The sequence below is a fragment of the Streptomyces flaveolus genome, assembly GCF_044765825.1.
Taxonomy (GTDB): domain Bacteria; phylum Actinomycetota; class Actinomycetes; order Streptomycetales; family Streptomycetaceae; genus Streptomyces; species Streptomyces flaveolus.
This window is the reverse complement of the sequence record NZ_JBIWKU010000002.1, coordinates 156251-177306: the sequence shown is the minus strand read 5'-3', so window position 1 is coordinate 177306 and position 21056 is coordinate 156251. Positions and strand designations below refer to the sequence as shown.

At 69.7% G+C, this 21056-nt stretch carries 27 protein-coding genes and 1 pseudogene; 13 read left to right on the top strand and 15 right to left on the bottom strand.

Annotation, left to right across the window (positions count from 1 at the left end; all coding sequences use genetic code 11):
* The first annotated feature begins 57 nt into the window (after positions 1 to 57).
* From ACIRG6_RS05930 to ACIRG6_RS05890, 9 genes are all read left to right on the top strand, one after another.
* Positions 58 to 444, top strand: coding sequence for a hypothetical protein (locus ACIRG6_RS05930; protein WP_403321040.1), 387 nt, complete (start codon positions 58 to 60; stop codon positions 442 to 444).
* Positions 445 to 617: 173 nt separating this feature from the next.
* Positions 618 to 791: a hypothetical protein gene (locus tag ACIRG6_RS05925; protein WP_403321038.1), complete on the top strand. Its 174-nt coding sequence runs from the start codon at positions 618 to 620 to the stop codon at positions 789 to 791.
* A gap of 177 nt (positions 792 to 968) precedes the next feature.
* Positions 969 to 1271 (top strand): NUDIX hydrolase, encoded by a 303-nt coding sequence (locus tag ACIRG6_RS05920; RefSeq protein WP_403321036.1) that lies wholly within the window; start codon positions 969 to 971, stop codon positions 1269 to 1271.
* On the top strand, positions 1208 to 1510 hold the full coding sequence (locus tag ACIRG6_RS05915) for a hypothetical protein (RefSeq protein ID WP_403321034.1): 303 nt from the start codon (positions 1208 to 1210) through the stop codon (positions 1508 to 1510). Before ACIRG6_RS05920 ends, ACIRG6_RS05915 begins: the two co-directional genes overlap by 64 nt.
* 1564 nt (positions 1511 to 3074) lie before the next feature.
* Positions 3075 to 3494, top strand: a complete 420-nt coding sequence (locus ACIRG6_RS05910; RefSeq protein WP_364683429.1) for a hypothetical protein — start codon at positions 3075 to 3077, stop codon at positions 3492 to 3494.
* A gap of 60 nt (positions 3495 to 3554) precedes the next feature.
* Positions 3555 to 3914, top strand: coding sequence for a hypothetical protein (locus tag ACIRG6_RS05905; protein ID WP_403321032.1), 360 nt, complete (start codon positions 3555 to 3557; stop codon positions 3912 to 3914).
* Between the two features lie 101 nt (positions 3915 to 4015).
* A complete protein-coding gene (locus tag ACIRG6_RS05900) occupies positions 4016 to 4213 on the top strand; it encodes a YlcI/YnfO family protein (RefSeq protein ID WP_364686117.1) in 198 nt (65 codons plus the stop codon).
* Entirely contained in the window at positions 4210 to 4506 is a 297-nt protein-coding gene (locus tag ACIRG6_RS05895; protein ID WP_403321030.1) for a hypothetical protein, read from the top strand. The genes ACIRG6_RS05900 and ACIRG6_RS05895 overlap by 4 nt, the downstream gene beginning before the upstream one ends.
* Before the next feature lie 144 nt (positions 4507 to 4650).
* Positions 4651 to 5001 (top strand): hypothetical protein, encoded by a 351-nt coding sequence (locus ACIRG6_RS05890; RefSeq protein WP_403321028.1) that lies wholly within the window; start codon positions 4651 to 4653, stop codon positions 4999 to 5001.
* 387 nt (positions 5002 to 5388) lie between these two features.
* Here the strand turns inward: ACIRG6_RS05890 and ACIRG6_RS05885 are convergent, their stop codons facing one another.
* Positions 5389 to 6096 (bottom strand): DMT family transporter, encoded by a 708-nt coding sequence (locus ACIRG6_RS05885; protein WP_403321807.1) that lies wholly within the window; start codon positions 6094 to 6096, stop codon positions 5389 to 5391.
* 27 nt (positions 6097 to 6123) lie between these two features.
* Positions 6124 to 6387, bottom strand: coding sequence for an EamA family transporter (locus ACIRG6_RS05880; protein ID WP_403321025.1), 264 nt, complete (start codon positions 6385 to 6387; stop codon positions 6124 to 6126).
* 68 nt (positions 6388 to 6455) lie between these two features.
* Between ACIRG6_RS05880 and ACIRG6_RS05875 the strand changes: the two genes are divergently transcribed.
* Positions 6456 to 7361, top strand: coding sequence for a LysR family transcriptional regulator (locus ACIRG6_RS05875; RefSeq protein WP_403321023.1), 906 nt, complete (start codon positions 6456 to 6458; stop codon positions 7359 to 7361).
* A 465-nt stretch (positions 7362 to 7826) separates the two neighbouring features.
* Here ACIRG6_RS05875 and ACIRG6_RS05870 read toward each other — a convergent pair whose 3' ends face one another.
* From ACIRG6_RS05870 to ACIRG6_RS05845, 6 genes are all read right to left on the bottom strand, one after another.
* Positions 7827 to 8603 carry a hypothetical protein gene (locus tag ACIRG6_RS05870; RefSeq protein WP_403321021.1) on the bottom strand — a complete coding sequence of 259 codons (777 nt, stop codon included), beginning with the start codon at positions 8601 to 8603 and terminating at the stop codon, positions 7827 to 7829.
* 226 nt (positions 8604 to 8829) lie between these two features.
* Entirely contained in the window at positions 8830 to 9270 is a 441-nt protein-coding gene (locus ACIRG6_RS05865; RefSeq protein ID WP_403321019.1) for an ALF repeat-containing protein, read from the bottom strand.
* A 522-nt stretch (positions 9271 to 9792) separates the two neighbouring features.
* On the bottom strand, positions 9793 to 10398 hold the full coding sequence (locus tag ACIRG6_RS05860; RefSeq protein WP_403321805.1) for a terpene synthase family protein: 606 nt from the start codon (positions 10396 to 10398) through the stop codon (positions 9793 to 9795).
* A complete protein-coding gene (locus ACIRG6_RS05855) occupies positions 10386 to 10817 on the bottom strand; it encodes a hypothetical protein (protein ID WP_403321017.1) in 432 nt (143 codons plus the stop codon). The genes ACIRG6_RS05860 and ACIRG6_RS05855 overlap by 13 nt, the downstream gene beginning before the upstream one ends.
* A 95-nt stretch (positions 10818 to 10912) precedes the next feature.
* Positions 10913 to 11992: a polyprenyl synthetase family protein gene (locus ACIRG6_RS05850; protein WP_403321014.1), complete on the bottom strand. Its 1080-nt coding sequence runs from the start codon at positions 11990 to 11992 to the stop codon at positions 10913 to 10915.
* A 312-nt stretch (positions 11993 to 12304) separates the two neighbouring features.
* Complete coding sequence (locus ACIRG6_RS05845; protein ID WP_364686144.1) at positions 12305 to 13069, bottom strand: SDR family NAD(P)-dependent oxidoreductase; 765 nt, start codon at positions 13067 to 13069, stop codon at positions 12305 to 12307.
* Between the two features lie 49 nt (positions 13070 to 13118).
* Between ACIRG6_RS05845 and ACIRG6_RS05840 the strand changes: the two genes are divergently transcribed.
* Positions 13119 to 13751, top strand: a complete 633-nt coding sequence (locus ACIRG6_RS05840) for a TetR/AcrR family transcriptional regulator (protein WP_364686147.1) — start codon at positions 13119 to 13121, stop codon at positions 13749 to 13751.
* 614 nt (positions 13752 to 14365) lie between these two features.
* Here the strand turns inward: ACIRG6_RS05840 and ACIRG6_RS05835 are convergent.
* The 3 genes from ACIRG6_RS05835 to ACIRG6_RS05825 form a co-directional block, all read right to left on the bottom strand.
* Positions 14366 to 14692, bottom strand: coding sequence for a hypothetical protein (locus tag ACIRG6_RS05835; RefSeq protein WP_403321010.1), 327 nt, complete (start codon positions 14690 to 14692; stop codon positions 14366 to 14368).
* Positions 14693 to 15037: 345 nt separating this feature from the next.
* Entirely contained in the window at positions 15038 to 16165 is a 1128-nt protein-coding gene (locus ACIRG6_RS05830) for an aminotransferase (RefSeq protein ID WP_403321008.1), read from the bottom strand.
* On the bottom strand, positions 16162 to 17073 hold the full coding sequence (locus ACIRG6_RS05825; RefSeq protein ID WP_403321005.1) for an ornithine cyclodeaminase family protein: 912 nt from the start codon (positions 17071 to 17073) through the stop codon (positions 16162 to 16164). Before ACIRG6_RS05825 ends, ACIRG6_RS05830 begins: the two co-directional genes overlap by 4 nt.
* Before the next feature lie 62 nt (positions 17074 to 17135).
* Here ACIRG6_RS05825 and ACIRG6_RS05820 point away from each other — a divergent pair, with 62 nt between their 5' ends.
* A complete protein-coding gene (locus ACIRG6_RS05820) occupies positions 17136 to 17717 on the top strand; it encodes a helix-turn-helix domain-containing protein (RefSeq protein WP_403321002.1) in 582 nt (193 codons plus the stop codon).
* Here the strand turns inward: ACIRG6_RS05820 and ACIRG6_RS05815 are convergent.
* The 3 genes and pseudogenes from ACIRG6_RS05815 to ACIRG6_RS05805 form a co-directional block, all read right to left on the bottom strand.
* Positions 17692 to 17940, bottom strand: a complete 249-nt coding sequence (locus ACIRG6_RS05815) for a four-carbon acid sugar kinase family protein (protein WP_403321000.1) — start codon at positions 17938 to 17940, stop codon at positions 17692 to 17694. The genes ACIRG6_RS05820 and ACIRG6_RS05815 overlap by 26 nt on opposite strands.
* 82 nt (positions 17941 to 18022) lie before the next feature.
* Positions 18023 to 18481, bottom strand: a pseudogene (locus tag ACIRG6_RS05810) (isocitrate/isopropylmalate family dehydrogenase); the annotation flags it as partial.
* 358 nt (positions 18482 to 18839) lie between these two features.
* A complete protein-coding gene (locus ACIRG6_RS05805; protein ID WP_403320997.1) occupies positions 18840 to 19634 on the bottom strand; it encodes an SDR family NAD(P)-dependent oxidoreductase in 795 nt (264 codons plus the stop codon).
* An 85-nt stretch (positions 19635 to 19719) separates the two neighbouring features.
* Between ACIRG6_RS05805 and ACIRG6_RS05800 the strand changes: the two genes are divergently transcribed.
* On the top strand, positions 19720 to 20568 hold the full coding sequence (locus ACIRG6_RS05800; RefSeq protein WP_403320994.1) for a helix-turn-helix transcriptional regulator: 849 nt from the start codon (positions 19720 to 19722) through the stop codon (positions 20566 to 20568).
* Here ACIRG6_RS05800 and ACIRG6_RS05795 read toward each other — a convergent pair.
* Positions 20561 to 20965: a hypothetical protein gene (locus tag ACIRG6_RS05795; protein ID WP_365024289.1), complete on the bottom strand. Its 405-nt coding sequence runs from the start codon at positions 20963 to 20965 to the stop codon at positions 20561 to 20563. The genes ACIRG6_RS05800 and ACIRG6_RS05795 overlap by 8 nt on opposite strands.
* Positions 20966 to 21056: the final 91 nt, after the last annotated feature.

Here is a 21056-nt window from a genome sequence, read left to right as displayed (position 1 = left end):
GCTGACTGCTCTCTGGCCAGGGTGGTTTGCCGCAGGCCAGGTTGGGACGAGGCGGGGATGGCGAGTGATCTGGCGGAGCCGTCAGCTTCAGAGTTGGCAGAGGTCATGCGCGCTGCGCTCATCCGTGCCCGGGGGGATCCGGACGGTGATCCGGCGGTTGCCGTTGATGTGCTGAACGCCTTGGTAGCGGGTGTGTGCGGTCCGGTCGATTCGGTGGCGGCCGGACAGATGGTCTTCGACTCGCAAGCTCTGGGGGCGGTGTACCTGTTTTGCGCTTCAGAGAACAAGGCCCTTGATCGACATCACCCGGCACGGCCCTCTGCCCACCGGGGTCTGTCTCTTGCCGATCATCTCGCCTTCGTGCATCCCCTGCTGCCCGGATTCCACCGGCAGCAGCAGGAGGTACTCCAACTCCTGGAGCAGGAGTTTCCGCCCCACAACTGATCCCGCAAGCAAGCGGAGCAGCACGTCCAGAGCCCAGGCGCGCTCACCGTGTGCAGTCGCTGGGAGCCAGCCGTCAGATCCCGGCACTGGCTGAAGAGGACAGCTCCTCCGAAGGTTCGACGTAGCGTTCACGATGGGTAACAGACAGAGGTAAAGCCGTCACGAGGAGCGACATGATGATGCAGAACGACACCGAGCACCCCCTGCGCGAGGCCGGCTACGCCGCTTACGTCGACCACCTGAAGAACTGCGCCGAATGCGGGCCCACGCGCTGCCCGGTCGGTGAGACGTTATGCACCGACTACCTCACCCGTGTCCGGATGATGACCCGAACCGCTCTCCCGTGACACCGGGGCGAGTACCCGCAGCGACGGAGCGCCGGGTCGTGTTCGCCCCGCCACGCCCTGCCTGCCGCCGAGGCGGCAGCAGAAGCCGAAGCGGTCGTTCACCCTGCGCCCGGGCGCAGGGTGAACGAGGAGCAAGCCCGCCCTGTGGCCCCGGGCACGGCCGCGATACTGGCCGCCATGACCAGGACTCCCGAGGTGCCGGCGGCCCCGTTTTCCCGGATCAAGGTCCGTACCGGGGCTCTCGTCTTCTGCGGCGACGACGTCGCCCTGATCCGCCGGGACCGGGACGGCTCCGTCCACTACACCCCGCCCGGCGGCAACGTCGAGGACGGGGAGGACTTCCGCCAGGCCCTCGCGCGCGAGCTCGCCGAGGAACTCGACCTCGACATCGACCGGGCCGACGGCGGCGACCTGCTGTGGGTCGTCGACCAGCGGGTCACCCGCCCGGGCCCTCCCCGCCGCCGCGCAAGCTCCACCTGATCTACCGCCTCCACATCACGCCCGACGTCCGCGCAGGCCTCGCCGAGCAGGAACCGGACGAACTGCCCGACGGCAGCCACGAGGCCGGGATCATCGAGTGGGTCGACTACCGCACCACCGCCGACCTGCCCCTCTTCCCGCCCATCGGACCCGCCCTGGCGGCCCTGCCCGACCCCCGCGCCACCGTCGGCGACGCCGCCCTGGAAGCCGTCACCGACGACAACTACACCTGGCTGTAGGGCTCCTGACAGGCGCCCGGCCATCCCGGTCGACGAGGCCGAGGCCCCCGCCCCCTGCACGATCCGGGCTCGGTCCCGGTGAATGCGGGTCGCCGTGGCGACGGCGGACGCTGCCGCACACGCAGCAGCCCGCTTGCGCACCGTAGGTTCGGCATGCCCCCTGGCTCCCACAGTCGTTCCCCGCACACGGACCACGAGCCCCGGCGGTCCCCCCGTCCCGCCCGTCTGGCGGGAGGCCGGCCGCTTCCCTGCTCCGGTGAGCCGCACCTGGTGGCAGCCTCCGTGCATGCCGGACACAGACGCCACACGGCAGAAGGAGACGGAGGGCAGGGGCGAGGCCCCCCAAACTGGTCCTCCCGCACCGTGCTTGTACTCGCTGACGACGCGTTACACCGATCAGTTCCTCGGCGGACAGGACGGCCCGGACCTGCTGTCCGACGATGCGGTCGCCGCGCTGCACTTCGCTCTCACGGTCAGCAGTTCCAGCCCGCTGGCCGTCACCTGCAGTGCCACTGCCGAGCGGCCGCACCTGGACACGACTGCCACTGCACGCCCTGCACGCGGACGCGGAAAACGCCCTGCGGCAGGACGTGAAACCCGCCATGTACGCCGTCGCGCTCGATCCCCGCACGGATCCCAGGCGCCCTCGTGCGGCCCTGCGCCGTCTCATCGAGCACGCCGCGCCCTCGACCAGGCCCAGCGCACCCTTCACGAAGGCATCTGGGACATCGCCGCTGCACGCCGCGCCCAGCACGACCCCGCAAGGGGGCCCTGGAACGGCTACGACGACCAACGGGCCACCACCGATCTCACCCCCCTCCTCACCACCGGCGAAGCCCGCATAGCCCACTTGCGCCGGCGCCATCTCGACGCCACCCACCAAGCCCTGACCGACCTGATCCCACAGCTCACCGACACCCCACCAGACGGCCACCGGCACCACGCCATGCGCAATCACCTGGCCCCCCGGACCTGCTGCGCCAGGACCTCAACACCCTGGCCTCGCACATCGACACGTGACGCCGCAACTGCACCGAACTCCGCACCCGCCTGAACACCAGCCCCCACTACGGCCAGGACCCCGTCACCGCCCACGACCTGGCCACCGCCGAAAACACCCTGCGGAGCCTCGAACGACGCTACGCCGCCACCCAGACCGAATTCGCCCTGTCCGTCACCCTCGGCCGCACCTTCGACCACGTCCGTAACCCCCCGTCCCCAGACACAACCGCCACCCAGCACTCCACCGACCCTGCACCACGCCCCTCCCGCCGCACCGCCCCCTCCACACCGACAGGCCACGACCAGACCCACCGCCGCGGCGCTACGCCCAGGCCCTGCCGCTCACGGCGGCCGGACGGCAGGCGCCTGACCGGACTGCCGCGGCAGGCCTGAAGCCCAGAAGGGACGGCCCACGCCGACCGCGCTGCGCCGCGACGGCTGATCACCCGACTCACCAACCGCCGGCCCACCCCCATTGAGCACATCCTGCACTGGTCCACCTGGCGCCGATGCAGCTAGCGGTGGGTCCTTCGCGGGCGCGGGGTTCGCGGAGAATAGATGCATGCAGGAGCAGTCAGAAGTCTTCGCTGGTCGCGCCATGGACCACCCGGCGTGGTGCTCTCCCGCGCGCTGCACTGCGCCAGCCCGCTACGCCGTCGATGAGTGGGCGTACGAGGAGTTCGTGGGATCGGATGCGTATCGCGGCAGTGGATACGAGCATGTCTCCGAGCCGTGGGAGATCCCTCCCTATGCCGGCTTCCATCCGCTCCTCGAACAGTTCGTTTACGAGACCACACTGACTGCGCAGCTCACCCAGTTCGCGGCGACGCCCTGGCTCAACGATGCCTACGTCAGCGTGTATGCAGGCCAGGAGCGGCTCTTGTTCATCAGCGAAGTATGGGTACAGAAAATCTTGGGAGGGGTCACGTCACGACTGCAGGGCCTTGAAAGGAACAGCGCCATCAAAAACAAGAGCGACTAGTACTCCGGTGTGGTTTGTGCTCGGGCGGCTCTGTCGGTGCTTCCTCGTACGGTGCTGTGCATGGGGTATGAACTGCACATCACGCGGCGTGACGACTGGTGGGATGAGGAGGGCTCTGAGATCAGTCGGCAGGAATGGGAGTCCGTTGTTGCCGCCGATCCCGATCTCGTCATGCAGCCCATCCCTGATGGCTGGCCTGCCGATGCCTTTTCCTCGGCTTTGATGACGACGTGGTCGGAACGGGACGACGGGATCGAGGCGCTGCACTGGGACCGGGGCCTGGTCAGCGCCAAGCACCCGAGCGAAGTGCTGATCGCCAAGATGTGCGAGCTGGCCAGGCTCTTGAGGCTCGGGTGCAAGGCGACGACGGGGAGTGCTATGGCAGTTGAGCGCGGCCACCGCGAGATGATCAAGGGTTGACAGAGCTGGCCGAGCTCGCGGGGCGGCCATCCCGGCCGGCTGTGCCGCCTTTGTTCTGCAACCGTCCTGTGCCACCGTTATGTGGTGGCTACCCTGGCAGCATGTCTGTCACCACCATGACCCTGCGCGTCCCAAACGAGCTCGCCCCCTCGATCCGGGCTGCCGCGGCCGAGGCCGGCCTCTCCGTGAACGCCTATGTGGTGCGTGCTGCCCGCCGGGCGGCGACGCTGGATGCTGCGAAGCAGCTCGCCGCGCTCGGCTTGGGCGACGATCTTGCGGGTGAGGGCGACACACTGTGAACCGTGGTGAGATCTGGGCACTGCCGGACGGCCGCAACGTTCTCCTCATCAGCCTGACCGGCCTCGAAGAGGCCTACGGCGCGGTCCTCGCCATCGTGCTCCACGACAGCGGCCGCTACCCCGACACCGCCATGTCCGTCGTCATCGCCGACCCGCTCCCGTGCACCGCCGTCGCCGTCAACATCGTCCAGCTGCGCACGGACCGCTTCGACGGCGCGAAGCTCCTCGGACCGGTCGACGCCGCGGTCATGGCCCGCGTGGACGCTGCCCTGCGAGCTGTCCAGGACCTGTAGCCGCCTACACCAAGCGGGGCGGCGGCACGCGGGGCCTGCGGGGTGAGGTGACCAAGCCACCAGCGACAGAGGTCGCGTTCGGTCGCGGGTTCGGTCGCGGGGCCTGCTGGCGCCGGCGGAGCGGCTGGCTGCGACGATGCGCGGGTGAGCTATGACCTTGCGGTGTGGGACGGTGACCGTCCACTCGACCATCATCAAGCGGGTGCGGTCTACGACGATCTCTACGAGCGCTACCTGGAGTCGGACGCGGTCGTCGCACCGCCGGTGCCGCGCATCACGGCCTATGTGGAGGCGCTCCTCGCGCGGTACCCGGACGACGCCGGCCACGGTGTCGTGTGGGCGTCGGCACCTGTCATGGAGGAGGCGTCGGGTCCGATTGTGTGCCTGGCCATGTCGTACGGCAGGGCTGACGAAGTGTCCGAGTACGCCGCTGCGCTGGCTCGTGCACACGGGTTTGTCTGCTTCGATCCGCAGGTTGAATGCCTGCGGCCGTGATCTGCTGCCGCCGCTACTGGGTGACGGCTTTCGGCGCTGTGATCGCCACGCGGTGATCATCAAGCCGTACGTGTCTCAGGGCCAGCCGGCACGGAGTTCTTCGGCCTTGCCGTGGCCGCCCACCGCGATGCTGAGGCCTACCCCGACCCGGACTCGTTCCGTCTGGACCAGCGCATACGGGTTCGCCGTCGGCATGACCCTCGCCGCGATCAGGTCGTCACGGCCACCGGCGTCCAGTGACGAGACTGCGAGTCGAAGGCGCTGGACGCGGCGAGTGCCGGAAAGCGGATCCTGGCCGGGGGCCGCGGGCTGCCGGCGCTGGCGCGCACCGGAACTCGACGATGACGACGACGGCGAGCACTGACAACCGACGGGCCTCGCGTCGCCTCACGGAATCTCAGGCTTGGCCTGTAGTCGGGACTCGGCGAGGGCGAGGGCGGCGATGGCCCCGAGGAGGATCACTGTGCCCGCCACTGTGGCGACGGTGAGTTGTTCGTCTAGGAACAGCACGGCCAGAACGGCGGCGCTGACCGGCTCGAGCAGCATCAGCACCGACGCGGTAGCGGCCCTGAGGACGGCGACGCCGGCGAAGTACAGCGGGTAGGCGAGCGCGGTGGTGATGGCGGCGATGTACAGCATCCACAGCGCCGCCTCGGCGAGGTTACCGCCCTGCGGGAGAAGGCCCTCGTGGCGGGCGAGCGGCAGCATCACGGCGGCGCCGATGAGAAAGGAGAACAGGGTGAGGGTGAAGGCGTCCTCGCCGGTGCCGTGGCGTCCGGTCCACCGGCCCAGCAGGTTGGAGACGGCGTAGCCGGCGGCGGACAGCAGCGCCATCGCCACGCCCTTGGGGTGGACGACGCCGGGCTGGTTGCCCAGCACGAGCACAGTCAGTCCCGCCAGTGCGGCGGAGACGGCGAGTACTCCGGCGCGGCCGATGCGCTCGCCGAGGAACAGGCGCCCGCCGGCGGCTGTGAACACCGGGGCGGCACCGAGCGTGACGATGGTGCCCACCGCCAGGCCGGTGTCCCGCACGGCGGCGAAGTAGGCGGTCTGGAAGACGGCCAGCCCCGCTCCGGTGCCCACCAACAGCAGTATCCGCCGCCCGGCAGGCTGCGGCGCACGCTATTTCCTCCGGGACGGGCGTAGGGTCCAGGCGGGCAGCAGCAGCACCGCTCCGGCCAGGAAGCGCCAGAACGAGATGGCCATGGGCCCCAGGTCGCTGGTCCGGTAGATGACCTCCACGGCCGCGCCGGTGGTTCCCCACGCGATTCCGGCGAAGGCGAGGAAGGCGAAGCCGCGCCGTACCGAGAGCGAGCCGCCCAGCGAGCGGTCCCCGCCCCGGCCCAGTGCATCGGCGGTAAGGGCGAGGTCCTGTGAGGTCTTCATCTCCTCACCGTGCGCCCCTTCACCTGATACGCAAAATGCATCCGACCGACTATCGATACGCTGAGCGTATGGATTCACGCGGAGGAATCGGTGCAGGGCTGGAGCTGAAGCACCTGCGCTGCCTGGTCGCCATCATCGACACCGGCAGCTTCACCGACGCGGCCCTGGAGCTGGGCGTCTCCCAGGCCGCGGTCTCCCGCACCCTCCTCGCCCTGGAAAAGACCCTGGGGGTGCGACTGCTGCACCGCACCAGCCGCACGGTCGAGCCCACCATGGCGGGTGTGCAGGTCCTCGCCCGAGCCCGTGTACTGCTGGCCGGAGCGGACGAAATCGTCGCCGAGGCCGCCTTGGGCCACAGCCGCCTGCACATCGGTCACGCCTGGTCGGCCTTCGGACGGCACACCACCGAGTTCCAGCGCCGATGGCACCACGACCACCCCGACATCGAGCTCCGGCTCGTGCGCCACAACTCCTCCACCGGAGGGCTTGCTGAAGGACTGTGTGACCTCGCGGTCATCCGCAGCGCCCTCGACCTCACACCCTGGGCACATGCCTTCGTCGGCCACGAGGACCGATACCTCGCCCTCGCCTCCGACGACCCCTGGGCCCGCCGCCGCAGCATCCGCCTGGCCGAAGTCGCCACCCGCACCCTCGCCCTCGACCGCCGCACCGGCACCACCACCCTGAATCTGTGGCCCGAAAACGAACGGCCCGCCGCCGAGCACGTCCACGACATCGATGACTGGCTCGCCGCCATCGCCTCCGGCCGCTGCGTCGGCGTCACCCCCCAGGCCACCGCAGCCCAGTACCGCCCCTCCGGCATCACCTACCGCCCCCTGCGCGACGCCGAACCCGTCCCCGTCCACCTCATCTGGCGCCGACGGGACCCCCACCCCGCCACCCGCGCCGCTGTCACCCTCGCCATCGGCCTCTACCGCACAGACCACCAGGCCCCGACGCGCTCTGGCAGATGAGCGGCGACTACGGCGGGCCGCCCCACCGCTGCACGCGGCTACGTCTTCCTCGGCACCGCCACCGCGGCAGCCCTCGTGATCTGGCTCCGTAGCTCAGTACGGCTGCTGCCCCGCCCCATCCCACGCCCCGGAGCGGTTGTCCATGCCCTGAACTGGTCCCTCTGGCGCAGACGGCACCAAGCCACAGCCCGACGCTGCCACTACCGACGAAGGACCAGCTCAGGCAACGATTTCTCACTGGAGTACTAGCCGCCGCAGCCCAAGCAGCCCGGGACGGATGCCGGACGGAGCCGGGCGAGGGTGAGGGGGGAGGTCTTCCCCGTGGGGTGCCTGCGGCCGGCGGTCCGCGCCCATGCGACGAGCCCGTTCTCGCGAGCCGACCGGAACCAAATGCGGGCGGCAGATTCGGGAGCCGCGCGCAAGCGGGAACCGTGCGCAGTGGGCAGAGCGCAGGGGCGGGCCCGATCAGTTGGCCGACGTGTTCCGTGTCATCTCGGCTGCCTCGGTGATGGCGCGTTGTCTGAGATCGCCGAACAGCTGCATCGTGACGGCGGCCAGGACGTCGTCCCCGCCGACAGTGCGCCCGTCCCCGCGGCGGGTGGACAGGGCGGGGAGGGGGTCCTTGAGCAGCGGGGCCGGGGCTGGCTCGTCCGGCACCACCAGGCTGACCGTCCCGAACCGCTTGACCCCGCCCTCGCGGACGACCGTGGCCGCGTCCCGGGCCAGGGCCGTCAGGAACACGCTCGCGATTCCGTCCAGGTCGCGGACCATCGCCGGGACCGCCCTCACCCCCCGGCTCCCCAGCAGCCTTCTCACCCCGGCCTCGAACCGATGGGCGCCGGCCACACCACTCGGTGTACGCGCCCCGCGGCGCTCACGAAGAGACACGAGCGCACCATCGGCGTTGCGCATCTCGCCCATCAGGCCGTGGAAGGTCGGGCTGTGCAGGTACCACGCCGATCCCACCTCCACCTCGACGTTCCGGTCGATCGCCGAGATGAGGTCCTGGGGAATCAGCCTCTTCCTGGCTTCCTCGGCCGCCGCGCTTCTCGCGCCGTCGATGATCTCCGTCAGCACGGTCCGCGTCACCGACGCGGCGGCCCACGCAGCCGACCGCGAGACGTGCAACGAGGTCACGTCCCTGAACACCGCTTTGACGAGGGGAGGCTTGAACGGGAGGTCGGTCACGACGGAAGCGGTCTGCGGACCGCTGCGCTCGGTGCGCAGGGGGTGTGTGGTCATCGAAGATGTGCTTTCTGCTGTCGGGGGTGTCAGTGGCCCATGCCGTACCGGGCGGCGAGACCACGAAGCGCTGCGGAGGGCGCCGAGCCGGCCCAGGGCCTGCCGGGCGGGGCCGCCGGCACACAGAGGTGCAGGCGGCCCCGCCCGGATTCTCGGCGTTCCGGCGACCGGGCGTGCGGCAGGGGGCCCAACCCGGGCGACGCGCTGTGGTGCGGCGCCGCGCTGGTCAGGCGACCTGGTACCTGCCGACTTCCAGGAAGTGGCGCAGTGCTTCGGGTGTGTTGTCGTCCAGGACGGCGTTGGCTGCCGCGCGCAGGGCCGGGCTGATGGACGGATCGGCGAGGATGCGGGCGATGGCGACGCGGTCGTCCTCGGCCTGGGCGATGCGGTAGCCGGTCTCCAGCCAGGTGCGCATCGCCTCGGGGTCGTTGGCGTCCAGGAGGGCGTTGGCTTCTCGTGTCACACGCCGGCCGCTGTCCGGGTCGGCGAGGATCCGGGCTATGGCCACTCTCAGGTCGTCGGCGTCCGGCCCGTCCGCGGACGAGGGCACCGCGGGCACCGTCCCCGCGGTCGGTGCCGCCGTGGCGGCGAAGGACGGGGTGGCGAGCAGGAGGGCCGGGGCAAGGATGCCCGCGGCGATGCCAGGCGCTACGCGATGCAGTCGCAAGGGGAATGCTCCTCTTCGTCTGTGTCGGAGATGAGTTGAGGACGCCTCAGGGCGTTCACTTCGCCTGATGCTGCCACCTGGGTCTGACAGTGGCAGTCGCCCCGCTGCGGTCGCAGGGCACCGTCGCCGCGGACGTGGCCGGTGTTCCATGGCGGCGCGCCCTCGAGGAGGGCGGCCTTGAGCGCGGCTCGTGGCCGTCGGGGCATGATCGGGGCGAGACGATTCCTGGGGGCGGTCGTGGTGTGGTCCGCGCGTGTGGCGATGCGCGACGGGGTTCGGCTTGTCTGCCGGGACCAGGGCGGGCCGGGGGAGCCGGCCGTGCTGCTGCACGGCTTGGCCGGTCATGCGGATGAGTGGGAGAACGACGGCATGACAAGCGCGTCGTGCCCATCCTCTCCGCCGCGGTGGCCAGCCGCTGCGGGACTGCTGCCGCGGCGGGGCTGTCAGACAGCACTTGCGCCTGCGCGACTGGGATGTGGCCGGGCTGGACGAGGGACAAGGACGGTCAGGACGAGTGATCCGTCAGGCGTCGGCCGGGCGGTCTTCCGTCGGCGATATCGGGTGCGGAATTAGGTGTGGGTGGGGTCGATACGCCATCGGTCGCTGACTTGGTAGATCGCCTGTGTGCCACCGATGGCGTGGCTGATGGCCTGGGCGTAGTCCGGCAGTTGGGGGACGGGGGGATGCGGTCAGCTCGGTGATGAGGCGGTAAGCGGTAAAGGCTTCTTGGTCGCACAGGTGGCAGGCCGCGGCGAATGCCTCGGGTAGGGCAAGGCCGTGCTCCCGGGCGAGGATCAGGGGCAGGGTCTGGGGCGGGAAGCCGGACTCGTGGCGCTCTTTGGGGAAGGAGTACACGTCGTTGACCCATCCCGACAGCAGCGCCGTGCTGTGGATCAGCTGTCGGACCTGCTCGGTGTCATGGGCCTCGGCGGGCAGATCGAGGCCGGCGCAGGGTTCGATGAGGGCGGCGACGGCGTGGCTGAAGACGCTGTGGGAGCGCATGGCCTTGTACTCGGCGAGCCTGACGGTGCGGCCCCTGGTGGTGGTGTCCCAGAGCATGCCCAGGAAGGCCTGGTGGAGCCGGGTGGCGCAGCGGGCGGCCTGGGCGGGGGTCGTCAGTTCGTGGATGCGGCGGGTGAGGTCGGCCAGCGCCGGCGTGAAGGGAGAGGGGGGGGCGCGGGAGGCGTGGTGCGGGTGTCCAGGACGTAGGTGAAGGAGGCAAGGTGGGGTGCCAGCGTGGTGACCGTGGCCTGGGGGGCCTCGACATGGAGGTCGTCGAAGGCGCAGAGCCACAGGCACAGGTCTGCGGCGAGGTCCAGGAGATCCTGCTGCGCGTCGGGGAAGAAGCACCCCATACCGCTGCTCACGCGAAAGGCCTTCAGGCGGCTGATCTCGTGCTCGTCGTCGGTGAGGCGGTAGTCGTCCAGCCAGGCACTGGCGTGGTAGTCGGCCTTGGGGCCCAGGGCGTTGGAACGGCTGGGGAACAGATGCCAGAACGTGGGGCGGGCCTGCCCCGGCGCGCTGGAGCCGGCGGTGGAGGTACTCATGGTTGTCCTTCTGTCGGGGGCCTGCGTCATCGTCGTCCCGACGGCCGGGCGCCGCCGCCGCGTACCCGGGCAAGCGAGCGCACGGACCGCTTCGGCTAGTGGGAGGCCGGCACAGCGCCGGAGCTACCCCGGTCTTCGTCTGCGACAGAACACCCGAACACCGAAGCGAAAATCTTCAGGTCATGGTGGGCCTGGGGTGTGGGCTGTGCGCGCACGAGGCTCTGAGCTGCAAGATCCATGTGCTTGTCGATGGTCTGCACCGCCCAGCTGCGCCCACCGCATGCTTCGATCAGCGCGACCGATTGCCTGATCTGCGCATCGCTGAGCGGCGCGTCCGAGCCATAGAGTCCGGCGAGGCGGTCCCGGTCGGATCCACTCGTGCGCAGTGCCGCCAGGAGCATGGGGGTCTGCTTGCGGCGGCGGATGTCCGTCCCGTGCACACCGTCGACCCACGCGGTGACGGGCCACAGGTCCTCCAGATCGTCCTGGAGCTGGCTCGCGACGCCCAGGTGATGGCCGTAGGCGGACAGGGCCTCGACCTGGCTGCCCGTGGCGTCCGCGCACAGACCCCCCAGTTCGCAGGCATAGCTCATGACGCGGCATGTCTTGGCCTCGACGACGGCCAAAGACTCCTCCAGTGAGACATCCGTGCGCCCCTCGAAGTTCATGTCCAGGACCTGCCCGGCACACATCACCTGAACGGTTCTGCCCATCCGTGCGATGGCCGCCTGGATCTTCCGGCCGCTCTGTTCGGACAGCAGCTCGAAGGCGAGGGCCAGCAGGGCGTTGCCGGTCTGCAGGGCCGCCGCCGGGCCGAGGGCCTTCCACAGGGTCGGGCGGCCGCGGCGGTGGCTGTCGCGATCCATGATGTCGTCGTGGATGAGCGTGTGATTGCTCATCAGGCTCCAGGCCGCGGCGGCCTCCGCCGCACGGTCCCACGCGTTGCCGTTCACACCTGAGCACAGCAGCACCAGGGCCGGCATCCGCAGGCGGGACAACGAGCCCTCGGGGGCTGCGCCGCCCAGGCCGGCCCACCCGTAGTGGAACTCCGCGAAGCCACGCAGCGGATCCGGAAGCCGACTGACGCCGGCCCTGAGTACGGGGTCGAGCATCGATCGAGCAACGCCGAGGATCTCTTCAGCCGTACGACCTGAAGCAGCAGAACTCATCACCATGGGTGCCTCTCCACTCGACGGGCACTCTATGTAGTCAGTGGAAGACGCAACGTGCTCATTCGGAGGTGTCAGATCGTCTTCGCGAAGTGTGGTGCTGTTGGCCGGCTTTGTTCACGAGAACCGACAGCACCTGTACGCGAGATCGGGCGGCACTCGAGGCGCCGGAGAATTCGAACGGTTTCTTCGGGCAGCGTGGGCCCCGACGGAGTCAGCCCGCCGAAGGAGTTCCGCGCGGGCTCCGTGGCCGGATGCCACGGAGCCGGAAGGCTAGGTGGAACTACACCTGCGCCGCCTTCGCTCAGCCCTCGTCGGTCAGACGCGTGGACCGAGGAACAGGCCACCGCTCGCGTCGATGATCTGACCAGTGACCCAGCGGGCGGCGTCGGAAGCGAGGAAGGCGACCACGTCGGCTACGTCGTCGGGCGCGCCCAGCCGGTTGAGTGCTGTCATGCCAGTTATCTGCTCGGTGAGGACCGGCACGTCGAAGACGGCTGCGTTGCTCGCCGTCCTGGTGGCCCCAGGAGCGACCGCGTTCACCGTTATCCCCCGTGGACCGAGTTGGCTGGCGAGGGTTTTGGTCATCGTCTCGATCGCGCCCTTCGTCATGGCGAAGGATGTCTGAGCCGAGTTGGCCATCCGGGTTGCCACTGACGAGATCGAGATGATCCGGGCACCCTCGCGCAACAGAGGCAGCGCACGCTCGATGATGAAGTATGGTGCTCGCACGTTCACCGCGAACAAGTGGTCGAACTCCGCCCGGGTGGTCACGCCGAGCGCGCCGGCCGGTGCGGCCGCTGCGTTGTTGACGACGATGTCGAGCGGCCGACCGTCCAAGCCGGCCTCCACGCCGGCGAAGAGTGTCTCGACGTCGCCGTCCACGCCCAGTTCGGCTCGGACGGCAAAGCCGGTCCCACCGGCGCGTTCCATCGCGGCGAGCACCGCCGCAGCCCCGCTCTCATCCGTGCCGAAGTGCACGATGACCGTGGCTCCTTCGGCCGCCAGCCGAGCCGCGATGGCCTGCCCGATGCCCCGCGAAGCGCCCGTCACCAGAGCCGTTCTGCCCATCAGATCGCTCACGCCTTCACCCCATCTCGTTAGTCACTAACATGATGGTAGTGTCTAACATATGAGTGAGCGGCAACCAAACCTGCGGGAACGACGGCGCTCCGAGACGCGGCGCCTGATCCAGGCGCACGCGGTGCGGCTGTTCACCGACCACGGCTACGACGCGGTGACGGTGGCCGACGTGGCCGGGGCTGCCGGCGTCTCGTCAATGACCGTGTACCGACACTTTCCCACTAAGGAGGACCTCGTCCTCATTGACCAGCCCGCCCAGCTCATCGCCGAGCACGTTGCCGCGTCGTCCGCAACGCAACCCCTGGTGCGCCGTATCGGCAGCGCCCTCATCGACGCGGCCACCGCCTCGACCGGCGGCAACGGGGACGAACAGGCGGCGACCGAACGGTTCCTGCTGGACTGCCTCCGGCTCATGGTCTCAACGCCTGCGCTGCGGGCCCGGCATCTGGACAGCCAGTACGCGCTACAACAGGCCATCGTCGAAGCTCTCGGGAAGGACGCGACCGATCCCGACGCCGCGTTCCGCGCCCAAGCCGCTACCAGCGCCTGCCTGGCCGCGATGCACACGGCGCTGACGCGCTGGGTCGAAGACGACGGACGCACCAGACTGCCCGACCTGATCGCACGGGCACTCACCGCCTCCTTCGGTGATGACGCCGTCGCCACCCACTGGAAGGACTGAAGCGCCCGGATCGGGCGCTGTCACCTCCCTTGACCATCGAACACAGCGCGGTGTCAGTGCCTCCCGAAGTGCTGAACAATCGCTGTCGACACTCGTGAACAAAGCCAGGCCCGCGCCGCCGTTGACGTCGAGGTAGCCTTGGCCCCCGCTCAGTTCGTTGAGCAGGGTAATGGAGGTGCCGTAGGTGAGGACGGCTCCGGAGCGCGCGGCCCTGTCCGCCACTGCCGGCGCCTGGGGCGCGGCTGTCGCGGCCGTCGCGACGGACAGGGCGGCGGTGACAATGCCGTCACTGTGGAACCCCGGGGCCGTAGCGCGTGGAGGCCGCGCCTTGGGACCGGGACATCACCCCACGCGCCGTCATCACACTCCTCCGCCGGAGCACGGCGATAAGATGAGCGGCTCTTCATGGTGGACGCTGCCTCGTCGGCGTCCACCCGCGCGGGCTTCTTGCTGCCGAGCACCCCAGAGCCATCAGGCCCAGCAGGGCGAGACCTACCCTGGCGCCGGGTTCTGGTGGACTACCTCACCGACTACGAGAAGCGCTACGACCTGTCCGTCCAGACAAGAGCAATTGTCAGACATGGCCTGGTAGCGGAGGTCGTTCTGCCGCCATCTCAGTAGGCGAACTCAGGAGCTTGATAGGGAGCCCACCAACTCGTCAGACCGCAGATTCCCAGGGCGGCCGCGGTGACGGCGGCCAGGGCGGCGAGCCATGGGCGGTGGAACCGGCGCAAGGTGAGCATCCAGAAGGCGAGCGGCACCAGGGCGCCCCCCGCGGCGACGAGCGGCAGGTCCATGTAGAGCACGCTGAGGTCACGGTGGCTCCCATCGAATCCACCCTCCACATTGACCCTCGCCAGCGGTGCCCAGGCCAGCAGCGCCGCTGCGGCACCCAGACCGGCGACGAGGAAACCAGCAAGACCCTTGATCTCTTCCTTCACAGCAGGTCAGACGCGGCAGCACTGCGCGCAGTTCCCGCACACTCGTCCATGCAGGCTCACTGACCGACGACGCCTACCGGACCGTCGCCGACGGTGGCGCCCTGATACCGCGCCTACCTGGCCGGTTGGAGAGGCCGCGCCCCGCACGGCCGTCACCCTCCCCGTCCGGCACGCGGACGTGGGCGTGATTCGGGGCGGGGGTGGCGGCCGCGGTGGGCCCATCAGGCCCGGCGCCGGTGATCAGGACCGGCGCGGTGAGAACGCTGGGCTGTGTTCATCAGCACGGTTGGGCATGCGCAGAGAGGTTTCGGCGGGCTCCGGCTCGACGCAGCCTCGCCGTGTCCGTCAGGCCTGGGTGAGCTGGTCGAGGAACTGGCCGACCAGCTTCAGGCCGGTGCGCAGGGTCTCGGTGTCGTCGGCGAACCCGATGCGGACGGTGTGCTCGATATCGAAGGCGGCGCCGGGGGTGAACATGACGCCGGTCTCCTGAAGGAGGCGGGTGCAGAATTCGTAGGAGCCGATCGGGGCGTGATAGCGCAGGAGCGCGGTGGTGCCCGAGGCCGGTTTGACGTAGGTGATGTCGTTTCGGCTGCTGACCCATTCGTTGAGGATGGCGAGGTTGGTGCGGGTGATGTGGTGGGAGCGGGCGAGGACGGCGTCCTTGTTCTCCAGGGCGACGCAGGCCAGGAGGTCGTCGACGCGTCCGACGCTGATGGTGGTGTAGTCGCGGTGGGTGGCGACTGCCCGCAGCAGCGTGGTGGGGCCGACGATCCAGCCCAGGCGCAGGCCGGCCAGGGAGAAGGGCTTGGACATGCTGCCGGTGGAGATGCCGCGCTCGTAGAGATCGGCGATCGAGGCGGTGAACCCGTCACCGTCCTGGTCGACGCCGCGGTAGACCTCGTCGCACAGCACCCAGGCCCCGACCTGGTCGGCGGTCTTGGCGATGCGGCTCAGGCCCGCTTCGTCGATGAGGGCGCCGGTGGGGTTGTTGGGGTTGTTGACGGCGATGAGCTTGGTGTCAGGAGTGACCAGGTGATCAAGCTCGTCGAGGTCGGGCAGCCACCCGTTCTCCTCGCGCAGCGTCAGGAGGTCGACGCGGGCGCCGTAGCTGTCGGGGATGGAGAAGTGCTGCTGGTAGGTGGGGACGACGGCGACGACGTGGTCGCCCGGGTCGACGAGGGTGGCATGGACGAGGGCGTTGGCTCCGACCGCCCCGTGGGTGATCAGGATGTTGTCCGGGTCCTGGTTCGTGTACAGGCCTGCGACCAGGCCACGCAGGCGCGGGCTGCCCGGGATCGGCCCGTAGGTGAGAGGGGTGGCGTCCAGCTCCGCCAGCACCTGCTCGCGTCGGCCGGACAGGCCCAGCAGTTCGCCGGTGGTCAGGGAGCGGACGCAGGTCTCGGCGAGGTTGTAGCGGCAGGTCTTCTCGTAGTCGTTCATCCACTGCTCGACGGCGAACGGGCGGATCTTCACTGGGGCTGTCCCTTCGTCATGGGGTTGTCGTTGTGCAGGGCGGCCCAGGCGACGGCCGCGTCCTCGATGCCCAGTCCCACGGACCGGAAGTACACCGGCCGTTCGCCGCTCGGGCCCTGGGCGCGGACGGCCACGAGGCCGGCCAGGTCGCCGCGCACGGCGGCGGGGTCCCAGCCGTCGGCGGCGGCGCGGGTCAGGTCGGCGGCGACCTGCACGGTGGTGAGCGCGTCGACGTAGACGTCGAGTGCCTTGACGGCAGCGGGCGGGATCTCGCGGGCGCCGGGGGCGTTGGTCGAGATCGAGGTGACGACCGTGCCGGCGGGCAGGGTGCGGGGGTCGATCACGTCGTCGGCGGCCGAGGTGCACAGCATCACCAGGTCTGCGCCCGTCACCGCGTCCTCAAGGTTCGCCGCGGCCTGGACGCCCTCGTCGGCCTCGTCGACGCCCTTCGGGGAGAAGGCGCGGACGGTCATGTCGGGGCGCAGGTGGCGCAGGTAGCGGGCGTGCGCACGGCCGATGCGCCCGTATCCGATGACGGCCGCGGTGCGGGCGCCGGGCGGCAGGAGCAGGTCGGCGGCGAGCACGGTGGTGGCCGCGGTGCGTTCGACAGTCAGCTCGGAGGCGTCCAGAAGCGCGAGCGGCTGCCCGGTGGACAGGCTCACGAGCATCGTCCACGCCGTGACCACGGCGGGACCGGCAGGGTCGGGCAGGTACGGGGAGACCTTGACCGAGTACACGTCGGCATGGGGCAGGACAGCCGGGTAGTGGATGACGTCACCACCACCGGGCAGGTCGACCGTGAACTGGCCCGGAGACGATGCCGTGCGGAGGGAAGGGGCCCCGAAGGAGTCGCGGAGAGCGGCGAGAACGGCCTGCTCGGAGACGCGAGGAGAGCTGATCACATGCATAGTGAGCAATATATTGCTCACCCATCCCGGTGAGCAACTTTTTGCGCACTATACTTCTCAGTATGAGTCGTGAGAGCGCCCCGGACGGAGACGGCCAGGCCACGCAGGAGTTCGTCACCCGCATCGGCAGACGCATCCGCACGCTGCGCAAAAAGCGCGGGTGGGGCGTCCAGCAACTCGCCGACGCCGCCAGGCTCAGCCGGCGCATGCTCACCGACATCGAACTCGGCCAGGCCAACCCCAGCCTCGCCACCGTCGACCGTGTCGCCCGTGCCCTCGACACCGACTTCGCCACCCTTGCCCTGCCCGAGAAGGACGCTCCCGGCACGGAAGCCGAAGGCACGCTCGTATGGGAGGCCCAGGACGGCAGCACCGCCCTCCTGCTGGGTGCCACCGAGAACCCGCGCGCCGAACTATGGCGCTGGACCCTCGCCCCAGGCAGCCGTTACGACGCCGAACCCGACCGGCCTGGAGCACAGGAGATCCACCACGTCCTCGCCGGCCGCCTCACCCTCGTGCTGGAAACCGGACCGCAGGTGGTGGGGCCGGGGCAGAGCGCCACCATCTACAGCGACCAGCAGTACGCCTACCTCAACGAGCACACCGAACCGACCGTCTTCATGCGGGTCGTAACCGGTGCTTGATCTTCCAGCGCTGGGCGGCGAGGGAGTCGGTGACGGCCTCGTCGGCGGGCGTGGACCGTGACTTGAGGGCGACCACGGCGGCATCGCAGTCCGCGGGCAGAGCGGTGGTGTCGTCCGGTGCACTGAAGACCAGGGCGGTGCGCAGGCCGGCACGCCGGAAGGCCGCGGCGACATCGGTGCCGCCGGTGAAGTCGTCGGCTATGCAGCCGATGCGCAGGGTCATGGTCGGGGTCTCTCCTCGGGCATGCGGGTGAAGCGTGGGCCGGGGCGGGCCGGTCGGAGTGGGTCCGCCCCGGAGCGGTGGGTCAGTTCTGGCTGGCGCCGATGGCCTTGATGACGGCGGCGGTGAACTCGGTGGTGGAGGCGGAGCCGCCGAGGTCGCGTGTGGAGGTGCCGGCGGCGATCGCATCGGCCACCCCCTTCTCGGTGATCTTTGCGACGGCGGCGAGCTTCTCGTCGCCGTGCTTGGCGCCGAGCCACTCGAAGAGCATGGCGCCGGAGAGAATCATGGCGACCGGGTTGGCGACGTTCTGTCCGGCGATATCGGGGGCGGAGCCGTGGGACGCCTGGGCCATGGCGGTGGTGGCGGAGGAGTTGATGGAGGGGGCGGTGCCGAGCGAGCCGGAGATCTCGCCGGCCAGGTCGGAGAGGATGTCGCCGAACATGTTCTCGGTGACGATGACGTCGAAGTCTTGGGCGCGGCGCACCAGGTGGACGGTCATGGCGTCGATGTGAAAGTCGTCTACGGCGACGTCCGGGTAGTCCTTGGCGACTTCCGAACGCGGAGACGGCCGCGTGGCCCTGGGCGCGAAGGGCGATGATGACGTCCGTTGTCAGCTGCTGGTTCTGGGTGAGCCCGAGGGTCTCGTAGAGGGCGAGTTCATCCCTGAGCGCAGGGTCGACGCGGTCGGAGAACGGGGGGTCTGTTCATGGGCGGGCCTGCCTCCTTTCCTGAAGGTGGCTGTGTGAGGGCCGTAGGGGCCGCCCGGCAGTGCCCGACCCGGGGGCCGGGTTGCAGGTCTTCGCGTCGCGGAGCCCGCTGGGGCTGCCGGGCGGCTCTTACGGGGTGACGGCTCGGTGCCGAGCGGGTGGGCGCCGGCGGGTGATGCCGGACTGTCCTGGTCAGGCGCCGGCGCCGCCGTCGACCGGCAGGATCGCGCCGGTCACGTACGAGGCGCGGTCGCTGAGCAGCCACGCGGCCGCCTCGGCGATCTGCCGGGGCTCGCCCATCTGACCGAGCGGGATCGACTTGATCATCTGCTCGACGATGCCGGGGGTCGCCGCCTCCCAGGTGGCGATCATCTCGGTGAAGGTGCCGCCGGGGGTGATGCCGTTGACCCGGATACGGTCACCGGCCCAGTTCACCGCGGCGGTCTCGGTGAGGCTGTTGAGCGCGCGCTTCATGGCGCCGTAGGCGGGCAGGGCCGGGTTCGCGCGGCGGCTGCCGATGCTGGAGGTGTTGACGATCGCCCCGCCGCCGTTCTTGCGCATGAGAGCGGCCTGGGCGTTCATGGCGGTCCAGTGCGCGCGGAAGTTCACGGCGAACTGCTCGTCGATGTCCTCGTCGCTGGTGGTGTGGACCGGGCCGAACTGCTGCTGGGGGACCGCGCCGTTGTTGAAGGCGCCATCCAGCCGTCCGTGCAGCTTTTCGACCTGGTCGACGGCGGCGCGGATGCTCGCGCTGTCGGCGAGGTCCAGGGTGACGGCGTCGGCGGTACCGCCGTCGGCGCGGATCTCCTTCACGATGGTCTCCAGGGCGTCGGTGCTGCGGGCGGCGAGCACGACGGCGGCGCCCTCGGAGGCGAAGAGCCGGGCCGCGGCCGCCCCGATGCCGCGGCTGGCGCCGGTGATGAAGATGATCTTGCCGGTGAGCAGGCCGACGGGTGCGATCTCAGTGGTGTTCGTGTTGTTCGTCATGGCAACAGCGTCCGTCCGGCCGCCGGCCGGATACAGGCACAACCCGTACTACGATCCGCCGCCGGGCGGCGCGCACACTGGCCGTATGGACAAACAGGAACTCGGGGCATTCCTCCGCAGCCGCCGCGAGCGGCTCCGCCCCCAGGACGTAGGCCTACCCTCCGGCCCGCGACGCCGCACACCAGGCCTGCGTCGCGAGGAAGTGGCGGTCCTCGCGCACATCTCCACCGAGTACTACATCCGCCTCGAACAGGGCCGGGCGCCACGCCCCTCAGGCGACGTCCTGGCCGCGATCGCCGGCGCCCTACGGCTCACCGACGCCGAGTCCGACCACCTCCACATCCTCGCCGGCACCGCGCCGAACCGCACCGGACTACACCGGCGCGACGTCCGCCCCAGCATCCTCGCGCTCCTCGAACGAATGCCGCAGACAGCTGGCTTCGTGATGTCCGCCGCGTGCGAGGTCCTCGCCTGGAACGACCTCGCGGCCGCGCTCATGGAGGACTTCGCCCCGCTCGCCCCCGCGGACCGCAACCTCGCACGCCGGGCCTTTCCCGGATCGCAGTACGCCGATGAGACGCTCTACGGGATCTCCGACGCCGCCGACTTCCGGCTGGGCATCGTGACGCAGCTCCACACCGCCCTCGCCCGCTACCCCACCGATCGCGCGGTGACCGGCCTCGTCGACGAACTCCGCGACACCAGCTCCGACTTCGCCCGGCTCTGGGAACGCCACGACGTACAGCCCACACCGACGCTCACCAAGACCTTCCGCCACCCGACCGTCGGAGACGTCACCGTCGACTGCGACACCCTCACCCTTACCGACCGCGCCCAGCACCTCGTGCTCTACAGCGCACCGCCAGGATCACCCGGCGCCGAGACGCTGGCTCTTCTGAACGTCCTCGGCACCCAGGCAAGGAGCATCATGTGATGCTGGGGAGGCTCCGGACGGGACTGCGCTCGGTGTTGTTGTCAGTGCGCCGGTCCGACTCAGTGCGGAGTTCGTGGATGACCTGGGCATAGACGGCGACGCGCTCGCGAAGCCGGCCGTTGTCCTCCCGAAGGGCCTGGGCGGCGGCTTCGGCGTCGATGGCGCGGGCGGGCAGAGGCTGGAACGCAGGTGGGATGCCATTCGCTTCGGATTTTCGGCGGACGAATTCCTCTTTGAGATCAACGTGCTTGTGCGTGAGGACCGAGCGCTTGACACCTGCCTCGGCGGCGAGTTGCAGTGTGGTGAGCGCCCCGGTGGACCGGGTTGGACGGCCGTCGAGGAGCCGTTGGATCGCTGCGGTAACGGCGTCGCGTTCGGCGTCGTGGTCAGTGGCCATCGTGGGGTTCTCCGGTCGAGTTGTGAGCGTTAACGATGCGTTCCAGGCGGTCGAGCTCGTGCTGTTCGCGGGCGTGCCGGAAGGCGGGAGC